Source organism: Rhodococcus sp. 114MFTsu3.1, from assembly GCF_000383555.1.
GTDB classification, from domain to species: domain Bacteria; phylum Actinomycetota; class Actinomycetes; order Mycobacteriales; family Mycobacteriaceae; genus Rhodococcoides; species Rhodococcoides fascians_E.
On sequence record NZ_KB911555.1, the window covers coordinates 17,622 to 37,866 of the forward strand.

23 protein-coding genes are annotated in these 20,245 nt (G+C 66.3%); 15 read left to right on the forward strand and 8 right to left on the reverse strand.

The features are described 5' to 3' along the window. Positions 1-18: 18 nt before the first annotated feature. Together H292_RS0119515 and H292_RS0119520 are read right to left on the reverse strand one after the other, a co-directional pair. Positions 19-1,155, reverse strand: a complete 1,137-nt coding sequence (locus H292_RS0119515) for a glycosyltransferase family 4 protein (RefSeq protein WP_027498936.1) — start codon at positions 1,153-1,155, stop codon at positions 19-21. 247 nt (positions 1,156-1,402) lie between these two features. Further along, entirely contained in the window at positions 1,403-1,825 is a 423-nt protein-coding gene (locus tag H292_RS0119520; RefSeq protein WP_019666443.1) for a DUF3592 domain-containing protein, read from the reverse strand. Positions 1,826-1,882: 57 nt separating this feature from the next. Between H292_RS0119520 and H292_RS0119525 the strand changes: the two genes are divergently transcribed. Continuing rightward, positions 1,883-2,389 (forward strand): DUF2505 domain-containing protein, encoded by a 507-nt coding sequence (locus H292_RS0119525; RefSeq protein ID WP_019666444.1) that lies wholly within the window; start codon positions 1,883-1,885, stop codon positions 2,387-2,389. Between the two features lie 8 nt (positions 2,390-2,397). Here H292_RS0119525 and menD read toward each other — a convergent pair whose 3' ends face one another. Then, positions 2,398-4,074 carry a 2-succinyl-5-enolpyruvyl-6-hydroxy-3-cyclohexene-1-carboxylic-acid synthase gene (gene menD / locus H292_RS0119530; RefSeq protein ID WP_027498937.1) on the reverse strand — a complete coding sequence of 559 codons (1,677 nt, stop codon included), beginning with the start codon at positions 4,072-4,074 and terminating at the stop codon, positions 2,398-2,400. Positions 4,075-4,147: 73 nt separating this feature from the next. Here menD and H292_RS0119535 point away from each other — a divergent pair, with 73 nt between their 5' ends. Together H292_RS0119535 and H292_RS0119540 are read left to right on the forward strand one after the other, a co-directional pair. Continuing rightward, positions 4,148-4,753 carry a flavin reductase family protein gene (locus H292_RS0119535; protein ID WP_020112493.1) on the forward strand — a complete coding sequence of 202 codons (606 nt, stop codon included), beginning with the start codon at positions 4,148-4,150 and terminating at the stop codon, positions 4,751-4,753. A 24-nt stretch (positions 4,754-4,777) separates the two neighbouring features. Then, positions 4,778-6,193 (forward strand): DUF2252 domain-containing protein, encoded by a 1,416-nt coding sequence (locus tag H292_RS0119540; protein ID WP_051127777.1) that lies wholly within the window; start codon positions 4,778-4,780, stop codon positions 6,191-6,193. Positions 6,194-6,285: 92 nt separating this feature from the next. Here the strand turns inward: H292_RS0119540 and H292_RS0119545 are convergent, their stop codons facing one another. Genes H292_RS0119545 through H292_RS0119555 form a run of 3 tightly spaced genes read right to left on the reverse strand, consistent with a single transcriptional unit; the run spans position 6,286 to position 8,393 of the window. Then, a complete protein-coding gene (locus tag H292_RS0119545) occupies positions 6,286-6,732 on the reverse strand; it encodes a DUF6918 family protein (protein WP_019666448.1) in 447 nt (148 codons plus the stop codon). Between the two features lie 48 nt (positions 6,733-6,780). Next, positions 6,781-7,767, reverse strand: coding sequence for an o-succinylbenzoate synthase (locus tag H292_RS0119550; RefSeq protein WP_020112495.1), 987 nt, complete (start codon positions 7,765-7,767; stop codon positions 6,781-6,783). Further along, positions 7,764-8,393, reverse strand: a complete 630-nt coding sequence (locus tag H292_RS0119555; RefSeq protein ID WP_026348031.1) for a PaaI family thioesterase — start codon at positions 8,391-8,393, stop codon at positions 7,764-7,766. The genes H292_RS0119550 and H292_RS0119555 overlap by 4 nt, the downstream gene beginning before the upstream one ends. A gap of 49 nt (positions 8,394-8,442) precedes the next feature. Between H292_RS0119555 and H292_RS0119560 the strand changes: the two genes are divergently transcribed. From H292_RS0119560 to H292_RS0119575, 4 genes are all read left to right on the forward strand, one after another. Further along, entirely contained in the window at positions 8,443-9,336 is an 894-nt protein-coding gene (locus H292_RS0119560) for a 1,4-dihydroxy-2-naphthoyl-CoA synthase (protein ID WP_027498938.1), read from the forward strand. A 7-nt stretch (positions 9,337-9,343) separates the two neighbouring features. Continuing rightward, positions 9,344-10,480 (forward strand): GGDEF domain-containing protein, encoded by a 1,137-nt coding sequence (locus H292_RS0119565; RefSeq protein WP_230594282.1) that lies wholly within the window; start codon positions 9,344-9,346, stop codon positions 10,478-10,480. Between the two features lie 75 nt (positions 10,481-10,555). Beyond that, positions 10,556-10,993 carry a hypothetical protein gene (locus H292_RS0119570; RefSeq protein WP_019666453.1) on the forward strand — a complete coding sequence of 146 codons (438 nt, stop codon included), beginning with the start codon at positions 10,556-10,558 and terminating at the stop codon, positions 10,991-10,993. Between the two features lie 56 nt (positions 10,994-11,049). Further along, the gene (locus H292_RS0119575) at positions 11,050-11,433 is read left to right on the forward strand and encodes a VOC family protein (protein WP_019666454.1); all 384 of its coding nucleotides are present in this window, start codon (positions 11,050-11,052) and stop codon (positions 11,431-11,433) included. 21 nt (positions 11,434-11,454) lie between these two features. Here H292_RS0119575 and H292_RS0119580 read toward each other — a convergent pair whose 3' ends face one another. Together H292_RS0119580 and H292_RS0119585 are read right to left on the reverse strand one after the other, a co-directional pair. Further along, positions 11,455-12,735, reverse strand: a complete 1,281-nt coding sequence (locus H292_RS0119580; RefSeq protein WP_019666455.1) for a sensor domain-containing phosphodiesterase — start codon at positions 12,733-12,735, stop codon at positions 11,455-11,457. A 108-nt stretch (positions 12,736-12,843) separates the two neighbouring features. Beyond that, positions 12,844-14,133: a hypothetical protein gene (locus tag H292_RS0119585; RefSeq protein ID WP_230620909.1), complete on the reverse strand. Its 1,290-nt coding sequence runs from the start codon at positions 14,131-14,133 to the stop codon at positions 12,844-12,846. 191 nt (positions 14,134-14,324) lie between these two features. Between H292_RS0119585 and H292_RS0119590 the strand changes: the two genes are divergently transcribed. The 8 genes from H292_RS0119590 to H292_RS0119625 all read left to right on the forward strand — a co-directional run bounded on the left by H292_RS0119590 (position 14,325) and on the right by H292_RS0119625 (position 20,242). Next, positions 14,325-15,491, forward strand: coding sequence for an inorganic phosphate transporter (locus tag H292_RS0119590; RefSeq protein WP_019666457.1), 1,167 nt, complete (start codon positions 14,325-14,327; stop codon positions 15,489-15,491). A gap of 7 nt (positions 15,492-15,498) precedes the next feature. Then, complete coding sequence (locus H292_RS0119595) at positions 15,499-15,771, forward strand: hypothetical protein (RefSeq protein ID WP_019666458.1); 273 nt, start codon at positions 15,499-15,501, stop codon at positions 15,769-15,771. A gap of 11 nt (positions 15,772-15,782) precedes the next feature. Continuing rightward, entirely contained in the window at positions 15,783-16,115 is a 333-nt protein-coding gene (locus H292_RS0119600; RefSeq protein ID WP_026348033.1) for a DUF3349 domain-containing protein, read from the forward strand. Positions 16,116-16,131: 16 nt separating this feature from the next. Continuing rightward, positions 16,132-16,434 carry a DUF3349 domain-containing protein gene (locus H292_RS0119605; RefSeq protein WP_019666460.1) on the forward strand — a complete coding sequence of 101 codons (303 nt, stop codon included), beginning with the start codon at positions 16,132-16,134 and terminating at the stop codon, positions 16,432-16,434. A 10-nt stretch (positions 16,435-16,444) separates the two neighbouring features. Then, positions 16,445-17,596 carry an o-succinylbenzoate--CoA ligase gene (menE, locus tag H292_RS0119610; protein ID WP_020112498.1) on the forward strand — a complete coding sequence of 384 codons (1,152 nt, stop codon included), beginning with the start codon at positions 16,445-16,447 and terminating at the stop codon, positions 17,594-17,596. Between the two features lie 40 nt (positions 17,597-17,636). Beyond that, on the forward strand, positions 17,637-18,410 hold the full coding sequence (locus H292_RS0119615; protein ID WP_020112499.1) for a PIG-L family deacetylase: 774 nt from the start codon (positions 17,637-17,639) through the stop codon (positions 18,408-18,410). A 63-nt stretch (positions 18,411-18,473) separates the two neighbouring features. Then, positions 18,474-19,421, forward strand: a complete 948-nt coding sequence (locus H292_RS0119620; protein ID WP_019666463.1) for a daunorubicin resistance protein DrrA family ABC transporter ATP-binding protein — start codon at positions 18,474-18,476, stop codon at positions 19,419-19,421. Continuing rightward, complete coding sequence (locus tag H292_RS0119625) at positions 19,418-20,242, forward strand: ABC transporter permease (protein WP_019666464.1); 825 nt, start codon at positions 19,418-19,420, stop codon at positions 20,240-20,242. The genes H292_RS0119620 and H292_RS0119625 overlap by 4 nt, the downstream gene beginning before the upstream one ends. Positions 20,243-20,245 lie beyond the last annotated feature (3 nt).

The following is a 20,245-nucleotide window of genomic DNA, read 5'->3' on the forward strand; positions in this document are numbered from 1 at the left end:
GTTTAGCCGCCGCCGGGATCAGGCCGTTCTCAGCGACCGCTCGCGCTGCCACCCGAGGACGTCGCCGTAGTGGCCGAGCAACTCGTCGCAGATCGCGGGCCAGGTGCGGTGCAGCACCGACGTGCGGGCGGCCTCACCGAACCGGGCACGCATGACAGGCGAGGCCAATGCCGCCACGGCGCTCGGCAGCAACTCGCAGAATCTGTCGACGGGCAACAGGTAGCCGTTGCGGCAGTGCGCCACCAGGTCGCGTGGGCCTCCGGCGTCGGGACCGATCACCGGGACCCCGCTGGCGAGTGCTTCCTGGACGGCTTGGCAGAACGTCTCGTGCTCGCCGGGGTGCACGAAGACGTCGAAGCTTGCGTACGCCTGCGCCAACTCGTCGCCGCCGAGCTGGCCGGTGAAGACCGCCGTCGGCATCAGCTTCTCGAGAGCGCCCCTGTCCGGACCGTCGCCGACGATCACCACCTGCACGTCGTCGGGCAGCGCGGCGAGTCGTTCGACGTGCTTCTCCGGAGCGAGACGCCCGACGAACCCGACGATCAGCCTGCCGTCGGGCGACCACTGCGTACGCAGCGCCTCCCGGCGCGACGACGGCGCGAAACGGACGGCGTCGACACCTCGGGCCCAACGGTGGACCCGCGGAACACCGTGCAGTTCGAGTGCCTCGACGGCCGAGCTCGACGGGGCCAACGTCCGTGCCGCTCCGCGGTGAACCCGACGTGTCCACCGCCATGCCGCACGGGATGTCAGACCGAGGCCGTAGCTTTCGGCGAACCCTGCGACGTCGGTCTGGTAGACCGCCACCGCGGGCACACCGAGGCGGCCGGCCGCTGCGAGTCCGCCCGCACCGAGCAGAAACGGAGACGCGAGATGAACGACGTCCGGAGCGAATTCACGGATCGTCGCCGTCAGGCCCGGGCCGGGCACGCCGACAGGAAGCGAGCTGATCCTGGGGACCATGACGGCCGGTACTCGATGGACCGGTACGCGATCGTGCTCGATCGAGGCTCGCGGTTTGCCCGCTGGATTGTCCGGAGCGACGACCATGGCGTCGTGGCCGGTGCGCTGGAGATGTTCGAGAACTCGAAGCACCGAATTCGTGACGCCGTTCATGTTGGGTAGGAACGATTCCGCAACGATGGCTACTCGCACGATCCTCAGTGTGGAGTCGCACTCGGACCATCCGGCAGCGCCGACGTTACGAGCGGGCGAAGTTCGCGCTAATGCTGCGCGGCGTCACACAAGAGTCCCGGCGCGAGACGACGATGGATCCGCGAGAGCCGTCGTCCACCGCCTGACCCACGATCGCCCATGATGCGATGAATTGCCCGATACTTTCTTCGATTGCCGCATTCCCGTCGATGCGCGGAGTATCGGACAATGCGACCCGCTCGGCCGATCAGGAAGCCGACGTCTCCCGCCGCCGGAGAAGGAACAACACTCCACCCGCAACGATCCAGGTCCCGCCGATGACCGAGCCGGCGGGAACGAGCGCGACGCTTGCGTCACGGCCGGCCACACGGACGAGATCGGGATCTTCACGCGCGTACTCCACGTCGATGCGTTGTCCTGCAATGAGATTGGTTGGGTACAGCACACCCAGTTGGGGATTGTGGGTGACACCGTCCGGGGTCACGAAGCTGACTGCGGAACGCAACTTTCCCGCCGACAGCACTTCCGCCGTCGCGCGTCCCTCGTCCGAGGTGATGGTGCGATCGTTCTGCCACGCCGCGACCACCAACAGGAACGCCAGAACGGAAATCCCGGTAGCGACGATCAGGACGGAGATCCGCGCTCGATGCGTGACTTTCGGGGTGCTCACGCCGATAAACGTTACTGTGCGCCCACCGGCTCGCCTCTTTAGGTAGCGTCTGCTGGCATGTCTCGCGACTTCGAGTTCACGATCGTCTCCGAGTACCCTCCCGCCGACGTCCACGAAGCACTGACCAGTGAAGATCAGTGGCTGGCACGGTTCGAGAAGGCCAAGAAGACCGACGGATACGAAATGATCCGCCACGAGGACGGCGCCTTCACCGTCGACATCTCCGAGGAGGTCGGCACGTCCGAGCTGCCGGGGTTCGTCAAGAAGGTCATCAAGGGCAAGTTGCTGATCACCCGCACCGACCATTGGGGGCCACTCGACGGCGATGCAGCCGACGGCACCCTCGCGGGCGGCTCGTCATCGTTGCCTGCGAAGGTCGAGGGCACGTTGGCGCTTCGACCCGACGGTGACGGGTCGATCCTGACGGTGCGCGGCCGCTCGACCGTCAAGATCCCTCTGATCGGCGGCAAGATCGAGTCGCTCATCAACGACATGATCAAGGACATGGTCGACCAGGAAACCCGCGAGACCGTCGAGTGGGCCGAAGCGAGAGACACCGACTGACCGAACTCCTACAGCCGAGCGCGAATCCCGGCGTGCAGTTCACGTAGGCCGGAGCGTTCGGTCGTCACTTCGAGTACCCGGATGCCGGCAGGAGTGGAGCCTGCGGAACGACCATGGGGAGCAGGAGTGGAGCCTGCGGAACGACCAAGAGGGGCAGGAGCGGGGCCGGCGAGCGCGTCGGCCAGTTCGGTCACGTCGACGCGGGAGTGCGGAATTCGGTAGGCCGCGCAGAGGGCAGCGAGATCCATGCCGTGCGGGGTTCCGAAGACACGCTCGAATGCACCGGCGTACTGCGGATCGCCCTGTTCGAGCAGTTCGAAGATGCCGCCGCCGTCGTCGTTGGCGACGACGATCGTCAAGTCCTCCGGCCTCGGCTCACCGGTACCGATGAGCAGGCCCGACGCGTCGTGCAGGAACGTCAGGTCACCGAGCAACGCGATGGTGCGTCCGGGGCTCGTCAGTGCCGCACCGACCGCCGTCGACACGGTGCCGTCGATTCCGGCGACGCCGCGGTTGGACCGGACCCGGACTCCCGGCGTCGGATACGCCACGAGTGCGGCGTCGCGCACCGGGTTGGATGCTCCGAGCAGCAGTTGGTCACCGTCCCGCAACGAGGACATGACCGTTGCGGCGACGTGGAGGCCGGTGGGTTTCGGGTGCGCCGCCAGCTGGTCCCGCACGGCGATGTCGGCGCGCGCGGACAGTTCGCCGCAGCGTGCGAGCCATCCCTCGCTCGGGTTTCCCGTCACCACAGCCCGCGTTCCGGTGGCCAGAACGTTGCCGGAGACGTCGGGCCACCGCGGACCCGTCGTGATCGCGAAGACGTCGACATCGGGGTTGGCGAGGAGGGCGGAGACCGGGCGATGAAGCGTCGGGCGGCCGGTGATGATCGCCTGCTTCGGCCGCAGTTGTGCCAGCGCGAGCGGATGCAGCGGCAGCCCGTGCAGCGGAGCTGTGGGTTCGGCGACGGTCGGCAACCCCGCCAACTCCGGCCGCAGGGCCGCGCCGTGCCCGGAGACGACGACGGTGTCGATCGACAGATCGATGTCGACGGGTACGTCGAGCGTCGCCTGCTGGGTCGTCGTCCAGGCGGACCCGTCCACACGGCCCGCGGGTGCGGCGGTGGCGTCGGCGAGATCGGGCACGAGGGGCTCGCGCAGTGGGATGTCGAAGTGGACGGGGCCGGCGTTTCCCGACCTGGTTCCGCGGGACGCGGCAAGGACACGGCACACGGCGCTGCGCCACTGACTGTTCTGCGAATCGGTCTCGGCGAGCCCGAGGCTGATGGTCGCGCGCACCTGACTGCCGAACAGCCCGAGTTGTTCGACGGTCTGGTTGGCGCCGGTCCCGAGCATTTCGTACGGGCGGTTCGCGCTGAGCACGATCAGCGGTAGGCGGGCGTAGTTGGCTTCGAGTACCGCGGGGCCGAGGTTGGCGACGGCGGTGCCCGACGTCATCACCACCGGTACCGGGGCACCGCTGCCGAGAATAAGGCCGATCGCGAGGAACCCTGCAGTCCGTTCGTCGATGCGCATGTGCAAGCGAAGCCGTCCGTCGGCGTCGGCTTGCTGCAGAGCGAACGCGAGCGGCGCGTTCCGCGAGCCCGGGCAGAGCACGACGTCTCGAACACCACCGCGGACGAGTTCGTCGACGACAGCTGTGGCCTGAGCACTGGACGGGTTCACCACTTCAGATTGTCAGATTCTCGCGTCGGCGCCCTAGTCGGCCCGCATGTGTCCTGTTTGACACCATGGAGCAGTGAGAACTGTCTTCGATCCGTCCGAGATGCCGCCCGGTGGCTTCTATCCCCTGCTCACAGCGTCCGTGGTGCCGCGTCCGATCGCCTGGGTCTCCACGGTGTCCGCCGACGGTGTGGCCAATCTCGCGCCGTACAGCTTCTTCTCGGTGTCCTCGTCCAACCCGCCCGTCGTGCAGTTCACGTCCGTGGGCCGCAAGGACAGCCTGCGGAACATCGAGGCGACGGGCGAGTTCGTGATCAACGTGGCCACCGACGCGATGGTGGAGCAGATCAACGCGTCCTCGGCCGGCTACGAGCACGGCGTCAGCGAGCTCGAGGAGCTCGGTATCGCGAGCGAACACAGCGAGAAGGTGGCCCCGCCCCGCGTCGCGGACTCACCCATCGCGATCGAGGCGACGCTGCACCGAATCGTCGAGGTCGGGGACTCCTTCGTCGTCATGGGCCGCGTCGTCGCCCTCGCCGTCCGGACCGATGCCCTGGCCGACGACGGGCTGCCGTCGTTCGCCGCCGTCGCCCCGGCCAGTCGACTCGGCCGCAACGAATGGGGTCTTCCTCCCGAGGTTCGTCTGCTCGATCGACCCGGGCGTCCCGCGACCACGGACTGAGGCACAGGTCATACAGTTCTAGTCATGCCCGATGCTCGAAAAGGTCATGCAGTGCTTCCCGAGATCGGCGAGATGGGTCGTCAGGCCTACGCCTCGCTCCGATCACGGCCGACGCCACGTGCCGAACGCTACGAACTCGGCAAGCAGTTGCGTGACAAGGTCTCCCGCGAGTCGATGGGCGACTGGACTCCGCCCGCGGATCGCTACGACCCGATCCGCCAGATCGAGTTCTCCCACGACGGTCGAATCGACTGGCTGATCCCGGTGCGGGCCGAACGGATGGTGGAGTCGCCGTACGGGTTCCTGCGCGGCACCGCCATCGTCATGGCCCGAGACGTGGCGCTGCTGCCGTCGACCGGCATCAATCCGGTGATCAGCGGAGACTCACATCTCGGCAACTTCGGTTTCTACGCATCTCCCGAGCGTGATCTGGTGATCGACCTCAACGATTTCGACGAGGCGCACCCCGGCGGCTGGGAATGGGATCTCCGACGCCTCGTCGCGAGCATCTGGGTGGCGGGCCGCCAGAACGGGCGCACCGAGGCCCAGTGCGAGGAAGCCGTCGCGGCATGTGTGCGGGCGTACCGCGTCGAGGTGTCACGCCTGGCCGACGAGCCGCTGATGTCGCGGTCGTTCCAGCGGCTCACTGCGGAGAAACTGCAGGCCGACGCCACCGAGGGTTCGCTGCGCAAGGAGATCAAGCGGGCCACGAAGAAGGCTCGCCGGCGCACCAGCGACCGCGTCCTTCCCCGGTTCACCGAGGAACACGAGGGCACCCGCAGGCTGGTCGAGGAGCCCCCGATCACCACCCGCATCTCGGCCCGCGACGAGGATCTCCTGGCCGAGGGGCTGGACGAGTATCTGACGACGCTCTCCCCGCACTGGCGTCGGGTGCTCGGTGGGTACACGCTCATCGACGTCGCGCATCGAGTCGTCGGCGTCGGAAGCGTCGGACTGCGGGCGTACGTGGCGCTGCTCGAGGGATCGAGCCCGGACGACGTGGTGTTCCTGCAGCTCAAGCAGGCGAGGCGTTCGGTGTTGGCGCCGTACGTGCACGGCAAGGATGCGTGGCACGCGCATCAGGGGCAGCGGGTGGTGGAGTACCAGCAGGATCTGCAGACGGTGAGCGATCCGCTGCTGGGGTGGACGACCATCGACGGCAGGCAGTACTACGTGCGGCAGTTCCGGAACATGAAGGGCACGATCGACCTGGGTTCGATCGATGCTCCGGCCCTCGTGGACTACGCGGGAGTGGTCGGTCGGCTGCTGGCCAAGGGCCATGCGCGTACCAGTGGTGCGTCGATGATCGCCGGTTACGTGGGCACGTCCGACACGCTCGATGTCGCTCTGTGCAGGTTCGCCCGGCTGTACGCCGATCAGACCGAGGCCGATCACGCGTTGCTCGTCGACGCCGTTCGCCGGGGCCGCTTCGCGTTGTGAGTGGAACTGTTCTGAGTGGAACTGTAGGCCCTGGCCTACTGGGAGCGGAGCCTGCGGAGTGACCCGCCGGTTCCGCTCCACTCACGTGAGGCTCAGGCGGCGTACTTGGTGACCAGCGCGCCCAGACGCGGGAGTGCCTCGGCAACGTTCTTCTGCGCAGAACCGCGCAGGCTGCCGTAGAACTTCTTCACGACGCTCTTGTCGGTGTCCTCGATGCGCGAGTCCGTCACCGACAGCAGCGCGTTCGACACCTGGTCCGAGTTCGCGACGAGGTAGTCGGAGAACGTCCCGGTGGGCGCGGCGTTGTAGGACTGCCAGAACGGCTCGAGCTGATCGACGAAATCGGGCCACAGTGTCTCGACGGCCTTTTCGATGTACGACGGTCCGACCTTCTTGACGGCTCCGTAGCCGCCCTTGACCGCCAGGCCACTGGCGCCCTTCTTGTCCGACACCTCGGCGTCGATCAGCGCCAGGACGTCGGGCAGCAGAACATCGCGCTTCGACTCGTCGAGCAACGATTCCCTGAGTGCAGCAACCACTTCGAATTCCTCCCGGAGGTTCAGTTTCTTCCTTCGAACCGGGGAAGACTACCGCAGGTAGGTGTATGTTCGCCGAACTCGCTCGTGCCACCACTGCACCCGCTCGGGTGCGGCGGCGAGTGCCGTCAACCTGTCCGGATCGGGTTCGACGGGCACGGCCGCGATGGTTCCGTCCACGATGTCCTGCCCGTCCGCGACGTCACCGGTGAACAGGCTTCCGGTCCCGAGGCCACACGCGAACTCCAGCCTGGGGATCGCGGCCGCAGCGGCGAGACCCGACGCCATCCCCACCGCGGAGTCGAGTGCACTCGACACCACGACGGGCACCCCGTACTCCTCGAGTTCACCGGCGAGCTCGAGGAGCGCCCGCATGCCACCGAGCGGCGCGACCTTGACGACGGCGACGTCCGCTCCGCCTGCGCGGACCACCCGCAGCGGGTCCTCGGCGCGTCGGATGCTCTCGTCGGCCGCGATGCGCACTCCGGGAAGAAGGCGTCGTAGTTCGACGAGCTCGGCGACCGTCGCGCAGGGCTGTTCCACGTACTCGAGGTCGCCGTCCTCCAGCAGCGCCGAGATGGCAGTCACCGCCTGCGGGACGGTCCACCCGCCGTTGGCGTCCACTCGGACGTGTGGAACGAGCGCGCGGACGGCTCGAACCCGTGCGACGTCGCCTGAGACGCTCGTCTCGAAACCGACCTGGCCTTTCTCGGCGACCTTGACCTTGGCGGTGTCGACGCCGGGGTACCGGGCCAGGATGCCGGGAACCTCGTCGGGGGTGACGGCGGGGACTGTTCCGTTGACGCGGACGCGTTCGCGATACGGCTGGGGAGGTCCGTCCCACGCTGCTTCGACGGCCGAGCGCAGCCAGTTCGACGATTCGGCGTCGTCGTATTCGACGAAGGGTCCGAACTCGCCCCAGCCGGCGGGCCCGCGGAACACCACCACTTCGCGTGTCGTGATGCCGCGGAACTTCGTGCGCATCGGCAGGGACAGCACGTGTGAGGACGCGAGAAGCTCCTCGAGAGGCGGTGTCACGGCTGGCCCTCGAGAAGTTGCACCATCAGGGCGTCGGAGTCCGCGAGTACGTTTCCGTCGAGGTCACGCAGGACGGCACTGATGAACGTCTTGCGGCCCTCCACTCGGTCGACGCTGCCCTCGACCACGAGTTCGGTGTTCAGTGGGGTGATCTTGCGGTAGTTGATGTGCAGGTATGCGGTTCGGCTGATCGGGCGTCCGTACGCGTGCTGGATCAGCCCGAACATCTCGTCGAACAGCAGCGGGAGTGTTCCTCCGTGCGCGGCGCCGTTCCCACCCAGGTGATAGCGGCGGAACACGCCTCGGCTGCGCACGCCTTCCGCGTCGAATTTCTCGATGCGCCACGGCAGCATCAGCAGTGATCCGCGGCCCGGCAGACGGATGGCCCGCCCCGCCGGAGATTCGCCTTCGGGAACTTGGAACGGGGCAAGTTCGGCGTTCATCGCCTCGACCTGCTCGGCGAGCTTCTCGGTCAGTTCCGGAGTGGGAGCGGTACTGACGGCGAGGTCCTGCAGCGTCCGCAGCGCCTCGACGAGGCGTCCCCACTCGGGGCCGACGTTCGCGGGGGTGAACTTCGGGAATCCGCCGTGGTGGGAGTACTCGTCCTGGCGTGCGTCTTCACTCATCTCTGCACCGTATCGTGCGGTCCGAAGCACTGGCTCTATCGTGGCCCAGGTGACCTTTACTCCTTCGCTCTGGCAGCCGGTTCCCGGGTTCGACGACCTCACCGACATCACCTATCACCGCCACGTCACCGACGACACCGTGCGGATCGCGTTCGACCGTCCCGAGGTCCGAAACGCGTTCCGGCCCCACACCGTCGACGAGCTGTATCGCACGTTGGAACACGCGCGCGTCAGCTCGGACGTCGGCACGGTGCTCCTCACCGGCAACGGACCGAGCCCGAAGGACGGTGGCTGGGCGTTCTGCTCGGGCGGAGATCAGCGCATCCGTGGACGCAGCGGCTACCAGTACGCCGAGGGAGACACGGCGGACACCGTCGACAAGGCCCGGGCCGGACGGTTGCACATCCTCGAGGTGCAGCGCCTGATCCGGTTCATGCCCAAGGTCGTCATCTGTCTGGTCAACGGCTGGGCTGCGGGCGGAGGCCACAGCCTGCACGTCGTCTGCGACCTGACGCTCGCGAGCCGCGAGCACGCGCGGTTCAAGCAGACCGACGCCGACGTCGGCAGTTTCGACGGAGGTTACGGCAGTGCGTACCTCGCGAAGATGGTGGGACAGAAGTTCGCTCGCGAGATATTCTTCCTCGGCGACACGTACACGGCCGAGGAGATGCATCGAATGGGCGCAGTCAACCGCGTCGTCGATCACGACGAACTCGAGAACGTGGCCATCGAGTGGGCCGCGAAGATCAACGCCAAGTCTCCGCAGGCGCAGCGGATGTTGAAGTACGCGTTCAACCTTCAGGACGACGGCCTGGTCGGCCAGCAGCTCTTCGCCGGTGAGGCGACGCGTCTGGCGTACATGACCGACGAAGCCGTCGAGGGCCGCGATTCGTTCCTTCAGAAGAGGGATCCGGACTGGTCGCCGTTCCCCCGCTACTTCTAAAGGTTTCATGTCCGTTTCTCGAAATCCCCTCACGCATCGACGCCGCGCACCGGACAGTGCGTGGTCGTCGGTGACGTCGTGGTTTCTGCAGAAGCACGACTACGAGTGGATGCGCGAGTTCCAGAACTCGCGGCCGTCGGGAAAGATCGTTCGGATCATCGTCGCCCTGTCGATGATCAACATCAGTGCGATGTCGTTCACGTCGCTGTTCGCGATCGGCGGCCCGACGGGTACTGCGGCGACTGCGCTGACGTTGACGCTGTGCACCGTCAACCTGATCATCGCTGCACTGTGGGTACTGCGGCCGTTCCCCGGGCGTCTCGGCGTGGTGTCGTTCGCGATCTACTCCGACCTGGGCGTCGCCGCCGCGCTGTCGGTCCTCGATCTCCGTAACGCGCTGCTCGGCTGTGTCCTGTACGCAGTGATCGGTGCGTTCGTGACGTTCTTCCTCAGCCCGCGCTGGGTGGTGGCGCACCTGATCTTCGCCTCCGGAATCGCCATCGGCTTCGCAGTCGCGATCTACGTGCGCGGCGACATGGACACGATCACCCTGCTCGTCCAGACCGACGTGGTGCTGCTCGGCATCATGAGTGTGCCCGTCACCTCGCACATCTTCCTGACGACGCTGTCCGCCGACGCGCGGAGTTCCAAGCTCGACCCACTGACGGGCCTGCTCAACCGTCGGGGTCTCGACGCCGCCCTCGAGGACCTGTGGCCGCGGGGACGCCGCGAAGGTCAGTGCGCTGCGGTGATCGTCGTCGACATCGACAACTTCAAGTCGGTCAACGACATCCACGGCCACGACGAGGGTGACGCGGTGATCTGCCGCGTCGCCGAGCGCCTCACCATGCACGTGTCGCGGTACGGAGCGCTGGGACGCACGGGCGGTGAGGAGTATCTGGCTGCGGTGGTGACGTCGAGACTGCACATCGACGCGCTTATCCACGGAATCAGGCGTGCCCTGCACGGTGAGGGCGATTCCGTTCCGGTCACCGTCAGCGTCGGCGCCGCGATTCTGTACGCCGAGTCCCCGCTGTGGACGACGAGCACGGACACGGTGAACACTGCGTCGAGAGTGGCCGACTCGATGATGTACGAGGCCAAAGCGTCCGGGGGCAACCGAGTGGTCACCACCCTCATCTGACCGTGTGCCGATCGACACCGTGCTTGATTGACACCGTGCCTGATTGAAACCTGACGAAGCGGCAATACACCGATCATGACGACCGACCGCCAGACCCCGTCTCCCGAACACCGACGACCGGACGGACTGTCCGACGACACCGTCGCTGCCGTCGGCAAGGTCTCCGAGGCACTCGAGACGATCGAACGCGCCCGCGGTCACCTGTACTCGTTCCACCAGCTGATGGGACACGCGGACCTGCAGCTCGGCGAGGCCGTCGATGCGCTGCGAGATGCCGGCAACACGTCGGCAGCCGACCGACTGTCGGAGGAGATGATCGGTCGCAACGCGATCGACGGCAGGTGGTCGTTCCAGATCGTGGAGGAGTTCGACGATCTCTACTGGTCGGCGTTCCGGCAGCACGAGAAGCAGACGAGGGACGAACTGCAGGAAGGGAAGCGACACGTCTTCGAGGCGGAAATGAAGGAGTCGCGGCGCACACACGAAAAATCGGGCCACGAAGCAACGCCCTGATGCTCACACACGTCGTGCAGGCTGTGGTATCGATGAGGCTGTGGTATCGATGAGGCGTGGAGATACTCAGCGGCCGAACGATCCTGCGTCCAGTCGACTACGAGAAGACTCTCGCGTTCTACCGAGACGGCCTCGGGCTCGCCGTGCATCGCGAGTACGGGGCGGGGACGGTGTTCTTCGCCGGGCAGTCGCTGATCGAGATCGCGGCTCACGGTAGTTCGGGCTCGGCGCAGGTGTTCGACGGGGCGCTGTGGCTGCAGGTCCGCGACGCAGAGGCCGCTGCCGACGAGCTTCGAGGTCGGGGCGTCCCGATCGAGCGTGACGCGAAGCAGGAGTCGTGGGGCCTGATCGAGATGTGGCTTCGTGATCCGGACGGGGTGCCGATCGTTCTGGTGGAAATTCCCGCGGACCATCCGCTCAGGCGGGACACGCGGGGCTGACGCCGGGAAGATCGCCGGTTCTCACGACCGTGTCGCGGCGACGACCCTGCGCACGGCTGCTGCCGACTGGGGCCGCGACCACAGAAACCCCTGTGCCAGAGTGCAACCCAGCTCCAGTGCGACGTCTGCCTGAGCTCGCGTCTCGATGCCTTCGATGATCATGACCAGACCGAGGTCGAGGGCGACGGTGGACAGGGCACGCAGCAGTGCCCGCCCGCGGGGAGTGTCGATGTACTTCGTCAGGTGTCCGTCGATCTTGATTCCGTCGGGCTCGAACGTGACGAGGCGTTCCAACGAAGACCAGCCGGAGCCGAAATCGTCGAGCAGCACCCGGAATCCGAGCGCGTGCACATCGTCGATGTGTCTGCGGATGAGCGGTCCGTCGCTGACGGACGACGTCTCGGTCAGTTCCAGCGAGATCGAGCTCGGCGCGACGGAAGACATGGCGACGGCGCTCTGCAACTGAGCGACGGCGTCGGGGTGCGCGAGGTGGCGACCGGACAGGTTGACGCTCAACCTCAGGTCCGGTCGTGTCGTATGCCAGGCTTCCGCTTCTTTCACCGCGAGGCGCAGTACTTCGAGATCGATGTCGATGATCAGTTCACTCGACTCCGCGAACGGCACGAAGTCGGCGGGCGAGACGAGGCCTTTCCGCGGGTGGTGCCAGCGTGCCAGTGCCTCGAACCCGATGATCTCCCCGGTGCGCAGATCCACGACGGACTGAAACCACGGCACGATCTGGCCCGCATACAGCGCACCTGCAAGGTCGTGGTCGTTGTCGAGCTTCGCGGCCGTCGACCCGACTCTGCGATGCAGATCCAGCTGTTCTTCCAGGACGGACCCGTACTGCTCGAGCTCCTGCAGCTGACTGTCGCTGAGCTCGCGGGGCATCCTGTCGAGCAGACACAAGGTGCCGATGACCAATCCTTCACGCCCGCGCAGCGGAACCGACGCGTAGGACGCGACCCCGTTCTGGTCGAGAATGTTGCGTTGCCGCACCGTGGCGTCGACGCGATTGCGGGTGAACACGGCGGCCTTCTCACTGCGGACGACGTCGTCGCACAGGGTGTCCGAGCGTTCGACCGTCGACACCGGCGGCCCGCCGATGTTGACGAGCGTGTACTGGGTTGTCTCGTCGAGGACGTTGAGCTGGGCGATGGCGAAGCCGACACTGCGTGCCGCGAGCTCCACCGTCGACCGCAACGCCGGGGTGGTCGCCTCGAGATCGAGATACCGGCGGGCGGAATCGCTCTGCCTGCGAGCCTGCGGCCGACGGGCAGCCGAGGACGGATCGTGCTCCATCGTCGTCTCCTGTCCCGCAGTCCCGGCCCTGCTGTTCGAGCCTTCTCGAAATCCGGCCGCACGTCAGCTTAGCGTCGGATTCCGGTCACACCGCCCGAACCCTGCCGATCACACCGACGGAATTCGGGTGTGAAGCAGTCTCCGCCGCAGAACAGCGGCCGCGAGACGCATCCCATCGGGCGTGGGAGCGGGATCGTCGCCGTAGACGAGGAGGCCGAGCGCCGCCAGATCCTGCAGAACGTCGTCGCCGAGGGGTAGATCCTTGTCGGCAGCGTCGGGGCCGCAGACGTGCGACCACCCCTCGGCGGCCAACAGCTCGGTCACCAGAGGAGACGGATCGTCCGAGCAACTGCCTCGAGCGACGTCCGCCAACACGACCTCGGCCGCGATGGACTCCGGGTGGTACTCGGCGCCGACGAGCCGTTCGACGAGCGTCGACCACAACCGATCCGCGCTCATCTCCTTGGCGCGTGCCGTCGGCAGCAGGCGACCGTGGCGTTTCCGGACCAGACCCAACCGGAGCAGGAGTCGTCGGACACGGAGGACGGGCTCGGTTCCTCGTTCGTCGCCGACGGGAAACGGCCATTCCCGCGGTGTCCACAGTGTCCCGAGTGCCTGTTCGACGACCGGAGCGGGGAGATACCCCTTGTCGGTCAACGTGATTCCGTCGCCGACGATGGCGAGCATGCCTTCGAGTCGCCGGACGCAGCCGTAGGCCGGGGCGATCGCGTCGTGCAGCGCGGTGTTCAGGTCTCGGTAGAGCTCGACGCGCGGCGGGCTGTACCTCGTCCAGAGTGCGATCCGATGGTCGAGCAGTTGCTCGAGCAGAACACCACCGGCACGCTCGGATCGGAGGACCGAGTCGGTGATCCGTCGACGTTTCGCGGCGACCGCCGAGTCCCGCAGAGGCTTGCCGTCGATACCGGAGGACTGGAATTCTCCTGCGACGGAAGCGACTTCGAGGGTTTCTCCGATGAGGTCGACCATGGCGCGTTCGGCCCCTTCCGGAACGTCCTGCCAGGTGATCAGGTCGCTGTCCTCGGGTGCGACACCCGAGGCGTTCACGGCGCGTTCGACGCGTTCCTGCCGACTGCCTTCGTCGGTGGTCGTCAGTAGCTCGCGCGTCCGTTCGCTGCGCGCGATGTCGGCGTACCGGGCGTGCCCGAGCCGATCGAGAAGTTCTGCGAGCGCTTCCGCGATGTCCCACGCACGATCCGGGTCCCCCACCGATTCGCCGAGGTAGGACCACAGAAACGTCTGCACCGAGATCTGCGTCGGACCGCCGGGTGGCGAGACCGCACGCAGCCCCTCCCATCCCAGCGCCGCATCCGCTGCCGACGCAGGGTCGACGGAGTCCAGATACGACAGGGCTGCGGCCACTGCGTCGTCGATCTGCATGCCGTCCACTGTCCCACAATCGCGCGGTCCGACCCGCCCTCGGAGCCGAGTGACGCACGCCTCTCACAAATCGGGCAATTAGTGCAAAAAGGTGAACGGAAGATGAACCAGAGGCGTCGTCGAAGAACCCGAGAAGAACACTCTGAGCAAAATTATCCGAACGGGCACTCGGTACCCCACACTTTCAAGACGTGAGCGCAGAATTCCTCGTACTTCTCGTGGTGGTCGTAACGGCACTGGCCTTCGACTTCACCAACGGTTTCCACGACACCGCCAACGCCATGGCGACGTCCATCGCGACCGGGGCACTCAAGCCCAAGGTTGCCGTCACGTTGTCCGCCGTCCTCAATCTCGTCGGCGCCTTCCTGTCCGTCGAGGTGGCCGCCACCGTGGCCAAGGGCATCGTCAACCTCGGCGACACCGGCGGACAATCCCTCCTGACCATCATCTTCGCCGGCCTCGTCGGCGGCATCCTGTGGAACCTCGCGACGTGGCTCCTCGGAATCCCCTCGAGCAGTTCCCACGCTCTGTTCGGCGGCCTCATCGGCGCCACCATCGCCGGCCTCGGCACCTCCGGTGTCGTGTGGGACGGAGTCTGGAGCAAGATCGTCCTTCCGGCCGTCCTCGCGCCGGTCGTCGCAGGCCTCGTCGCCGCCGTCGGAACCTGGGGTGTCTACCGCATCACGAACGCCATCCCGGAGAAGAACAAGGAACGTGGATTCCGTTGGGGCCAGATCGGTTCCGCCTCACTCGTGTCGCTGGCCCACGGAACCAACGACGCACAGAAGACCATGGGGGTCATCTTCCTGGCGCTCGTCGCCTACGGAACCGTGACGCCGGACTCGGAGATGCCCCTGTGGGTCAAGGTCACCTGCGCACTCGCCATCGCGCTCGGTACTTATCTGGGCGGCTGGCGTGTCATTCGCACGCTCGGCAAGGGACTCGTCGAGATCGCGTCACCGCAGGGCATGGCGGCGGAGTCGTCCTCGGCAGCAATCATCCTGACCTCCAGCCACCTCGGACTTCCTCTGTCGACGACGCAGGTCGCGACCGGATCGATTCTCGGATCCGGCATCGGCAAGCCGGGAGCTCAGGTCCGCTGGGGTGTCGCCGGCCGCATGGCCGTCGCCTGGGTCATCACCCTTCCTTCAGCGGGCATCGTCGGAGCCGTCTGCTGGTTCCTCGCTCACATCGTCGGCGGCCTGCCCGGAATTCTGCTGGTGTTCGCCATCCTCGTCGCACTGTCGGCGCTGATGTACATCCGCTCGCGCCGCCAGCCCGTCGACCCCGACAACGTCAACGCCGAGTGGGACGGCGGCCTGATCCCGGCCGACGAGAACACCCCGAGCAAGGTTTAGGACTGACATGGAAACCCTCACCCACACCCTCGATTCGCTCTGGCAGGTAGTACTCGTCGGACTGCTGCTCGGTGCAGGACTGCCCGCCATCTTCGCTCTGGGGCTCAGAGCACTCTCCACCGGCGACATCGCCGAGGACGGCACCGTCCGCGCTCGCCCGGCCGCGGCCACCGCAGCCGGCATCCTGTGCTTCGCCGTCGTCGTCGTCGCCATCGTCGCGGGAATCCTCTTCATCATGAAGAACTTCCTGGACAGCACCTTCGGCATCTCCGTCTTCTGAGAGGCATGACCATGACCGAGACAGCAACCTTCCCGGCGTCGGTGCTTCAGTGGCTGCGCGCGGGCTACCCGGAGGGCGTTCCACCGAAGGATCGTTTTCCTCTGGTGGCGCTGCTTCGCAAGGCGGCACTGACCGATGCTCAGGTCCACGAAGTCGTGCTCGGCCTCGTCGCACCCAACGGCGGCGCGCTCGAGGACGGTGCCATCACCAACTCCGAGATCACCGACTACATCCGCGAACTCGTCGACCACGAGCCGACGGCAGACGACATCGCCCGCGTCTCGGCGAAGTTGGCGTCGGGCGGTTGGCCTCTCGCGGAACGCCCCGGGTTCACCCCAGAGTGACGGACGGTGGGGTGTGATGGCTGTGCCCTCGTTTCTCCAGTCGATTCTGGAGTGGCTTCGAGCGGGGTATCCGGAAGGTGTGCCGGATGCGGATTACGTTCCGCTACTGGCTCTTCTGACTCGACGGTTGACCGAGGACGAGATCCAGGCCGTCGTGGATGCGCTCATCGCGGGAGGTCAGTTGCCCGCCGACAAAGCGGGTATCGCCGTCGTCATCACGAAGGTCACCAACGAGATGCCTCGCGAGGAGGACATCTCGCGAGTTCGATCGAAGCTGGCTGCGGGTGGTTGGCCATTGGCGGATCCGTTCACGATCTAGAATTTCGCCTGTGAGCGTGCTCGAAGAACTGAAGATCCCCACCGGCGACGCCGCGGCAGCTATCCTGCCGCGGCTTGTCGACGTTCTGGATGGCTCGTCGCCCGCGGTGCTCCCGGTTCCCGCTTCGGATCCACGCGAGACGCAGAGGCTGCGCGACGCTCTGGCCCCGGGAACCGAGATCGAGGACGGCGCAGCGCTCGTCGTCGCCACTTCGGGTACGACGGGCACGCCGAAGGGAGCGATGCTGTCGGCGTCGGCGCTGCGCGCGAGCGGTGAGGCCACGGCGGTTCGGCTCGGTGGTCACGGATCGTGGCTTCTGGCGCTGCCTGCGCATCACATCGCTGGGCTCCAGGTCCTGATGCGCAGTGTGTTGGCGGGCACCGATCCGGAGATCGTGGATGTCACAGGCGGGTTCGACACGTCGTTGCTGCCCGACGCGATCGGGCGGATGCGCGGTCCTCGATACACCTCACTGGTGCCGACGCAGTTGGTCAAGGTTCTCGACGATGCGGCGGCGACCGAGGCGGTCGCCTCTCTCGACGCAGTACTGCTCGGCGGTGCGGCGACACCGATTCCGTTGCGCGAGCGCGCTGTTGCCGCGGGTATTCGGCTGATCCGAACGTACGGGATGAGCGAGACCGCAGGCGGATGCGTCTACGACGGAGTTCCGTTGGACGGCACTCTGCTTCGTATCGACTCGGGACGAGTGGTGCTGGGTGGGAGCACGATCGCTCTGGGGTATCGAGGCATGCCGGATCACCCTGCGTTCGCCGAGGCCGGTTGGTTCCGAACCGACGACGCCGGGGCGGTCTCCGGCGGCGTGCTGTCCATTTCCGGGCGTCTCGACGAGGCGATCTCCACCGGTGGGCTCACCGTCGTACCTCAGGTGGTCGAGGCGGCTCTCGCGACGCATCCGCTGGTACGCGAGTGCGCAGTTCTCGGATTGCCGGACGAGCGACTCGGCCAGAAGGTCGTGGTGGCAGTGGTAGCCGATGGGCCACTGACACTCCACGATCTGCGTACGCACGTTGCCCCGACCCTGGATGCCACAGCCGCACCGCGGGAGCTGTATCTCGTGGACGCCCTCCCCACCCGCGGACCGGGCAAGCTCGATCGTGCCCGCCTGCGCGAGATACTGACCGCGTCGAGCCCGAGCCGGTGAAGTCGACCGCCCGGCGCACGGTGTGCAAGCATTTCCGGTCATGAGCACATTGGTTTGCTTTCACGCCCATCCCGACGACGAGGTCTTCACGACCGGTGGCGTCATGCGTCTCGCGGCGAACGCCGGCCACCGCGTCGTACTGGTGACGGCGACGGACGGAGCACTGGGCGAGTTCCCGGACGGCATTCTGTCCGACGGCGAGTCGCTCGCGGAACGCAGGAGGACCGAGTTGCAGAAGTCGGCCGACGCTCTCGGTGTCAGCCGAATCGTGCTGCTGCACTATGCGGATTCCGGCATGGCGGGCACTCCGCAGAACGATCTGGGCACGGCGTTCTGCAACGCCGACGTCGACGAGGCGGCAGGCCAGCTCGCGGCCGTGTTGGAGGAGGAGCGGGCGGATGTGTTGACCATCTACGACCCTCACGGTGGTTACGGGCACCCGGACCACATCAAGGTGCACGTCGTCGGGCTCCGGGCGGGCGAGCTGGCCGGCACGACGCACATCTACGAAACGACCACCAACCGCGATCACATGAAGCGGCTGATGGAGGCCAACCCCAATTGGTCGGACGACAGCACCCCGCCGGACGTGGAGAGCTTCGGTCTGCCGGAATCGGAGATCACGACCGTCGTCGACGTCAGCTCGGTGATGGATGCGAAGCGACGAGCAATGGAAGCGCACGAGACCCAGGTCGGCGATTTCGGCCCGTTCCTGCAGATGCCACCGGAAATACTGGCGAGTGTGTTCGGACGCGAGTGGTTCCGACGCGTCGGCGGTGGCCCGGGGCTGACGGAGACGGCACTACCGCTCTGACCGCGCGCACGGTGCAAGCGTCGTGCATGCACCGTGCAAGCGGCTGGGTTCACGCTGGTCGACATGAACCCAGCCATCGAGGCAGACGGCCTCGTCAAATCGTTCGGCGCACACCGCGCAGTCGACGGTGTGTCCCTCACCGTCCCCACCGGCTCCGTGTACGGAGTCCTCGGCCCCAACGGAGCAGGCAAGACCACCACCGTCCGAATGCTCGCGACTCTCCTGCGTCCCGACGCAGGTTCGGCGCGCATCTTCGGCCACGACGTCACCCGCGAGTCGACGGCTGTCCGGTCCCTCGTCGGTGTGACCGGGCAGTATGCGTCCGTCGACGAGGATCTTTCGGCGACGGAGAATCTGATCGTCTTCGCGAGGCTGCTCGGTCGTAGCCGGAGGGACAGCCGACTGAAGGCAGCCGAGCTGCTCGAGGAATTCGGTCTGACCGAGGCCGCGACCAAGCCGCTGAAGAACTTCTCCGGCGGTATGCGTCGACGCCTGGACTTGGCGGCGAGCCTCATCTCCTCCCCTCCACTGCTGTTTCTCGACGAACCGACCACCGGGCTCGATCCCCGCACCCGCGCCCAGATGTGGGACACGATCCGACGCCTCGTCGCCCAGGGATCGACGGTCCTGCTCACCACGCAGTACCTCGACGAGGCCGATCAGTTGTGCGACCGCATCGCGGTCATCGACCACGGCAAGGTCATCGCCGACGGCACGGCGGACGAATTGAAGTCCTCCGTCGGATCGTCGTCGTTGCAGTTGACGTTGCGTGAGCCGACACGGTTCGCCGAGGCGCGGTCCATCGTCGCCCAGCAGTTGGGAGTCGAAGTTCAGATCACCCCGGAATCGGGTCGTCTGACCGCACCCATGACCGATGCGTCGCAGACACCGGACATTCTGATTCGTCTGCGCGACAACGGTATCGATGTCGACGAGATCACCGTCACCAAACCCAGCCTGGACGAGGTCTTCATGACCATCACCGGCCGCGACGAGAACGAGGCAGCATGACCACGACAATCGACCGACCAGCCGCGGTACAACCGGACCTGAATCCGACGCGCCACATCTCGCTACGCCAGTCCTTCGCCAATTCGTTCACGATGGCGTACCGAGGACTGCTCAAGTTCAAGCACAACCCGGAGCAACTGTTCGACGTGGTGTTCCAACCCGTCATCTTCACGTTGATGTTCAGCTACATCTTCGGCGGCGCGATCAGCGGCGACGTGTCGAGCTACCTCCCGTTGATCATTCCCGGCATCCTCGCGCAAACGGTCATCACCACATCCGTCGTCACCGGTACGCAGTTGCGAGAAGACATGGACAAGGGCGTGTTCGACCGTTTCAAATCGCTTCCCATCGCGCGCATCTCACCGTTGGCCGGTGCGTTGACCGCCGATGTGGTGCGGTACTTCATCGCCACCGTCATCACGTTCGCGACGGGTTTCGCGATGGGCTACCGACCGGAAGGCGGTGCACTGGGCCTCGTCGCCGCGGGGGCTCTCGTGATCTTCTGCGCCTGGGCCATCAGCTGGATCTTCGCCCTGATGGGTGTCCTGATGAACAAGGCGTCGTCGGTGCAGGGCATCTCGATGCTCATCCTGTTCCCGCTGACATTTCTGTCCAACGCATTCGTTCCCGTGGACACGATGCCGGGCTGGCTGCAGGCATTCGTCAAGGTCAACCCCGTCTCGCACCTGGTCACCGCGGTGCGTGACCTGGCGAACAACGGCACCGTCGGCATGGACCTGGTGTGGTCGCTCGTCGGCGCGGCGGCTGTCGTCGTGATCGTCGCCCCGCTGACGGTCAAGGCCTACATGCGCAAGGCGTGAGCC

Bases quoted from the DNA above. Each gene is read 5' to 3' on its own strand.
- H292_RS0119620 (WP_019666463.1), top strand. From the start codon at position 18,474: ATGAACCCAGCCATCGAGGCAGACGGCCTCGTCAAATCGTTCGGCGCA.
- H292_RS0119595 (WP_019666458.1), top strand. From the start codon at position 15,499: ATGGAAACCCTCACCCACACCCTCGATTCGCTCTGGCAGGTAGTACTC.
- H292_RS0119615 (WP_020112499.1), top strand. From the start codon at position 17,637: ATGAGCACATTGGTTTGCTTTCACGCCCATCCCGACGACGAGGTCTTC.
- H292_RS0119580 (WP_019666455.1), bottom strand. From the start codon at position 12,735: ATGGAGCACGATCCGTCCTCGGCTGCCCGTCGGCCGCAGGCTCGCAGG.
- H292_RS0119600 (WP_026348033.1), top strand. From the start codon at position 15,783: ATGACCGAGACAGCAACCTTCCCGGCGTCGGTGCTTCAGTGGCTGCGC.
- H292_RS0119625 (WP_019666464.1), top strand. From the start codon at position 19,418: ATGACCACGACAATCGACCGACCAGCCGCGGTACAACCGGACCTGAAT.
- H292_RS0119525 (WP_019666444.1), top strand. From the start codon at position 1,883: ATGTCTCGCGACTTCGAGTTCACGATCGTCTCCGAGTACCCTCCCGCC.
- H292_RS0119585 (WP_230620909.1), bottom strand. From the start codon at position 14,133: ATGCAGATCGACGACGCAGTGGCCGCAGCCCTGTCGTATCTGGACTCC.
- H292_RS0119555 (WP_026348031.1), bottom strand. From the start codon at position 8,393: ATGAGTGAAGACGCACGCCAGGACGAGTACTCCCACCACGGCGGATTC.
- H292_RS0119565 (WP_230594282.1), top strand. From the start codon at position 9,344: ATGTCCGTTTCTCGAAATCCCCTCACGCATCGACGCCGCGCACCGGAC.
- H292_RS0119570 (WP_019666453.1), top strand. From the start codon at position 10,556: ATGACGACCGACCGCCAGACCCCGTCTCCCGAACACCGACGACCGGAC.
- H292_RS0119605 (WP_019666460.1), top strand. From the start codon at position 16,132: ATGGCTGTGCCCTCGTTTCTCCAGTCGATTCTGGAGTGGCTTCGAGCG.
- H292_RS0119540 (WP_051127777.1), top strand. From the start codon at position 4,778: ATGCCCGATGCTCGAAAAGGTCATGCAGTGCTTCCCGAGATCGGCGAG.